The following is a 4,646-nucleotide window of genomic DNA, read 5'->3' as shown; positions in this document are numbered from 1 at the left end:
GTCAGCATGAGGCCGAAGAGGAATTCGTTCCAGGCGGTGATGAAGCCGAAGATGAGGGTCGTGACCAGCGCCGGTCGGATGACGGGCCGGACGATCATCATCATCACCTGCAAGGAACTTGCGCCATCGACTTTCGCCGCCTCGTCGAGTTCGACCGGTACATCTGAAATCGCGTTCACCAGGATGACGAGCGCAAGCGGCGCGTTGACGATGGTCAGGATGAGCCCGAGCCCGATCCGCGTATCGAGCAGGCCCAGCCACTGGTACATCATGTAAAGCGGGATCGCGAAGATGATCAGCGGCACGGCGCGAAGATTGATGACGATCGGCAGGACCAAGCGCTTTCCCGCCTCGCTACGCGCGATCGCATAGGCAGCCGGGAACGCGAGCACGATCGCAAGGCCGGTTCCGATCAGCGCCGCCACGGTGCTGTTCAGCAGGTAGGCATAGATGTTGAAGCGGCTGGTCTGCGTCAGAACCTCCAGATAGTTGTCGAGCGTCGGTTGGCTGATCCACAAACCGGGGTTCGTCGAAAGCTCGCGCTGGCTTTTGAGCGATGTGATCAGCGTCACGATAATGGGGAAATTCATCGCCAGCACGGCGATGGCAAAAACGATCCAGCGCAGTGCCCTGACCATCGTCAACGCTTCCTGCGGCCGGCAAGCCGGTTAAGGCCGTGGAGAACGATGAACGACGCCAGGAACAGGATAACCGAAGCGGCGACCGCCTTGCCGATAGCCCCTTCCTTGAAGAAGGCCTGATAGATGTAGATCGACAAGGACGTCGTTGAACCGCCAGCGCCACTGCCGGTCAGCGCATAGACATTGTCGAACACCCGGAAACCGTCGATGAAACGGATGAAAAACGCGATGACCAGCGTCGGCTTCATCAAGGGCAGATCGATCCAGCGGACGATCTCAAACGGTGATGCGCCATCGAGCGAGGAGGCTTCGCGCACGTCGAGCGGTATGGCCGAATAGGCCATGTAGAAGAGCAGGAAGGCGAAAGGCGTCCATTGTAGCGTCTCCACGACGACAAGGGTGCGGAAGGCATTGTCGATGTCGAGGAAGGCCGGGCTGTCGCCAAACCATTCGAAGAGATAGTAGGGGACGGGGCCCGCGAATTCATGCAGCACCAGCCGGTACATGAGACCGACCATGGCCGGTGCGACCATCAGCGGCAGCATCAACGGCGCCATCAGGACTGGACGCTTGCTCAGAAGCGGCGCCAGGAAGATGGCAAGGAAAAGGCCGATCAGACATTCCGCCGATGCGGTAAGAATACCGAAGCGCAGCGAGAACCAGGCCGAGCTCCAGAATTCGCGGTCGTTCAACACCGCGACATAGTTACCGAAACCGCTCAACACCGGACTGCGCAAGGTCTCGAATGTGACGGTCGAAACGGAATAGATCAGATTGACGATCGCCGGAAAGCCGAGGAACAGAAGCAGGAAGCCGACCAGCGGCGTCAGATACATCCTGCCTTCGGCACGTGTCACAAGGGCCATGTCGATCCGCCAAACGCGCCGGACACCGGGCCTCGACCCGGCGTCCGGCAAATGGTTCATTTCTTGAGCAGGTCCTGCATGCCCGCCTTGGTGTGGGCGAGCGCATCCTCGAGGCTCTGCTGGCCGGACCAGTAGCCGGTGAACTCCTTTGCCTGCAGTTCATAGACCGGGAGCGCACTCGCGGACGTCGCTCCGGTCATGACATAGCCGTACTTGCTGGCGAATTCGCCGAGCTTGACGAGGTCGGGACGTTCCTTCGCAACCTTGGCGACGACATCGGGAGACAATGCCGGCGAACCGCCGCTGCGCGCATAGAGCAAGGCCGCATCCTCGGTGGCGAGCCACTTCAGGAACTTGACGGCGCCTTCCTTGTTCTTGGCGTTCTTGTTAAGGCCCAAACCAAGGCCGTGGATGTGATCGGCGCGTCCGTCGGGACCTGCCGGTGGCGCGACGATCCCGGTCACCTCGGCGACGGCCGGGGATTTTTCGGTGCTGGTCAGATCCGCCGCCGCGGCATTCCACTGCAGCGCCGTCGCGGCCTGGCCGGATGCGAAGGCCGCGTTGGTTTCCGCATATTCGTAGCTCAGCGAATCCTTGGGCGAAGAACCGGCATCATAGAGCTTCTTGTAGAGTTCGAGGCCGGTCTTGTAGGCATCGGAATCCACCGTGACATTGCCGTCCTTGTCCATCCAGTCGCCGCCGTAGGAACGCGGCAGGGACTGGAAGACCATCATGTTGAACAGCAGGTTCTTCATCTGCAGGACCGTGCCATAACGCACCGGGCTGTCGGGGTTCACCTGCTTGGTGAAATAGAGGGCGGTGGCCGCCCAGTCGTCCCAGGTCCAGCTATCCGGGTCTTTCGGCTGCAGGGGCTTGCCGAGATATTTCCGGGCGATTTCACCATAGGTCTTCCTGGCGGCGTCATCCCTGATCAAGGCGTCGATGAGATCCTTGCGGTAGTACATGAAGTGCAACGAAAGGTCTGTCGGGACGCCGTATTGCTTGCCGTCGAACTGCATCGTCTTGAGAACGGATTCGCCGAAAATCTTGGCCGCGTCCGCGCCAAGATCGACCGGCTCCATATAGGGCGCGTAGCGACCGAGCGAGTAGGTGGCGACGAGGTTCACGTCGAAGGCACTGGATCCGGCCGCCATGTCAGCCTGCAGCTTGTCGTAAAAGCCTTCCCGGTTGAAGAACAGCAGTTCCACCTTGTCGGCATCGCTGGCCTGCTTGTTGTAGGTTTCCACGGTTGCCCGCAGTGCGGTTTCCTCGGAGCCGCCAGGCCAGCCGAGCACGGTCACGGTTGCGTTGGCAAAGGTCGGCAAAGCCGTCCCCGCAAGGAGGGTGGCCATAAGCGCAAAAGATGTCCTGCTCAATTTCATGATCGTTCCCTTCTTTTTTGATGATTTTTGCATGACACGACCGGGGCGCCGTTACCTTGCCCATTCGGCAAGATCGGCAACACCGATGACGCCGGCGTGGCCTCCGAGCTTCGCCGCCACGAGATGGGGGGAAAGGCGCGGCGGGACCTCGCTCAGATGTGCGCGCACCCGGTCGAGATAGCCTTCTGCAAGACCGATGCTGCCACCGATGACGATCAATTTCGGATCGAACATCATCTGAATGTCCCGGCACAGCGCCGCGACCCGCGAGGCGCTTCGCGAGACGATGGCGCCGGCCCAGTCCTCGCCCTTCAGCGCGTGTCCGAACACATCGGCGGCGTCCGCCTTGGAACCGGCCTTGAGGGCCTCCGAAGCGATCCAGCGGCCGGACGTGCTGTCTTCGAGCGGAGCCCGGTCTTCAGACAAACCACGGATCAGACCGAAGTGACCGGCTAGACCGGACAGCAATCGGCCGTTGCAAACGATGCCGCCGCCAATTCCGGTAGAGATGGTCAGAAAGACGATGTCGCGACCTTGCCCGGCGCCGAATTTGTATTCGCCCCAGGCAGCCGCCTGGGCATCGTTGAACGCACAGACCGGCTTGCCGAAAACAGCGGATGCTCTTTCGACCAGCGGGTAGCCGTCGGGAATGCCAAGGGTTGCCGGATTCAATGCCGACCAGCGTCCATCCTGCACCAGTCCGGTCACCGCAATGCCGATGCGGCTGAAGCGGCTCGACCAGGCCGACGTACTTTGCGCCAAGGACGCAAGCCAGGCCTCGGGTCCAGCCTCTCGCGCAGTCGGCACGATCATGTCCTCGACCACCGTGCCATCGTTGACCAGCGCGGCCATCGTCTTGGTTCCCCCGATGTCGATGCCCAGGACGGATGGGCCCAGAACGGTTGGGCCCAGGACACTTGTGCCAAGGGCGGTTTGCGCGCCCCTCGCCGCATAGGCGTCGGAAAGCGCCTGGTGGAACCATGAGGTGACGTGCTCGGTACGGGTGATCGCCGAGCCGACAACCACGGCACAGGCGCCGGCGCGCGCGGCGGCAGCCGCCTGCTCAGGCGACCGGATACGCCCTTCGGCAATGACGTAGGGGGTCAGGGTTCGCATTTCAGCGATGAGGGCGATATCCGGATCCTGCGGCTCCGGCCCGCCGACATAGCCGGAAAGCGTCGTGCCGACGAAATCGACACCCGCGGCAAGGGCCCGGCGCGCATCGTCAAGGCAAGAGCAATCGGCCATGGTCAGCTTGTTCCTGGCCTTGACGGCTTTCACAAGCGCTTCGACAGGAACGGGACGGACACGCTCCGTCGCATCGAAAGCGATGATATCGGCGCCCGCCTCGGCCAGGGCCTCGACATCGGCCGGATAGGGTGTGATGCGCACGGGGCTGTCGGTGAGATCGCGCTTGACGATACCGATGATCGGCACGCGGACGGCCAGGCGGGCGGCCGCGACATAGGGCACGGATTCGATGCGGAGGGCCTTGGCTCCGGCTTCAACAGCGGCCCTGGCAAAGCCCGTCACGAATTGCGCACTGTCCATCGGGCCGCCGGGAACCGGCTGGCAGGACACGATGAGACTGTTGGCGATGTCTTCCCGCTGCACGTCGGCACTCCCTTGTCGCCATCACGATAAATGGAAAATACCAGATTACAACCAGTTCATAACTGGTATTATCTTTGCAGCTCGAAGACGAAATCGTAGACGTCGCCTTTGTAGCGTGTCTCGCAGTATTCCACGATCTGTCC

The 4,646-nt window shown here is 61.6% G+C and carries 4 protein-coding genes; all 4 read right to left on the bottom strand.

The genetic code is table 11. From position 1 onward, the window contains the following. Nucleotides 1–638: carbohydrate ABC transporter permease (locus EN749_RS30965; RefSeq protein WP_145991068.1), on the bottom strand; the 638-nt coding region annotated here is incomplete at its 3' end. Nucleotides 639–640: 2 nt separating this feature from the next. Further along, nucleotides 641–1,507, bottom strand: coding sequence for a sugar ABC transporter permease (locus tag EN749_RS30960; protein ID WP_127399326.1), 867 nt, complete (start codon nucleotides 1,505–1,507; stop codon nucleotides 641–643). A gap of 56 nt (nucleotides 1,508–1,563) precedes the next feature. Then, nucleotides 1,564–2,859 carry a sugar ABC transporter substrate-binding protein gene (locus EN749_RS30955; RefSeq protein WP_245486662.1) on the bottom strand — a complete coding sequence of 432 codons (1,296 nt, stop codon included), beginning with the start codon at nucleotides 2,857–2,859 and terminating at the stop codon, nucleotides 1,564–1,566. An 81-nt stretch (nucleotides 2,860–2,940) separates the two neighbouring features. Next, on the bottom strand, nucleotides 2,941–4,503 hold the full coding sequence (locus EN749_RS30950; RefSeq protein ID WP_127396150.1) for a putative N-acetylmannosamine-6-phosphate 2-epimerase: 1,563 nt from the start codon (nucleotides 4,501–4,503) through the stop codon (nucleotides 2,941–2,943). Nucleotides 4,504–4,646 lie beyond the last annotated feature (143 nt).

The sequence above is a fragment of the Mesorhizobium sp. M7A.F.Ca.ET.027.02.1.1 genome, assembly GCF_004022985.1.
In the GTDB taxonomy this organism is placed as follows: domain Bacteria; phylum Pseudomonadota; class Alphaproteobacteria; order Rhizobiales; family Rhizobiaceae; genus Mesorhizobium.
Note: the sequence above shows the minus strand (reverse complement) of the source record. Positions and strands in the feature narration are given on the sequence as shown.

Coding starts and splice junctions, on each gene's coding strand:
- EN749_RS30960 (WP_127399326.1), bottom strand. CDS start 1,507: ATGGCCCTTGTGACACGTGCCGAAGGCAGGATGTATCTGACGCCGCTG.
- EN749_RS30955 (WP_245486662.1), bottom strand. CDS start 2,859: ATGGCCACCCTCCTTGCGGGGACGGCTTTGCCGACCTTTGCCAACGCA.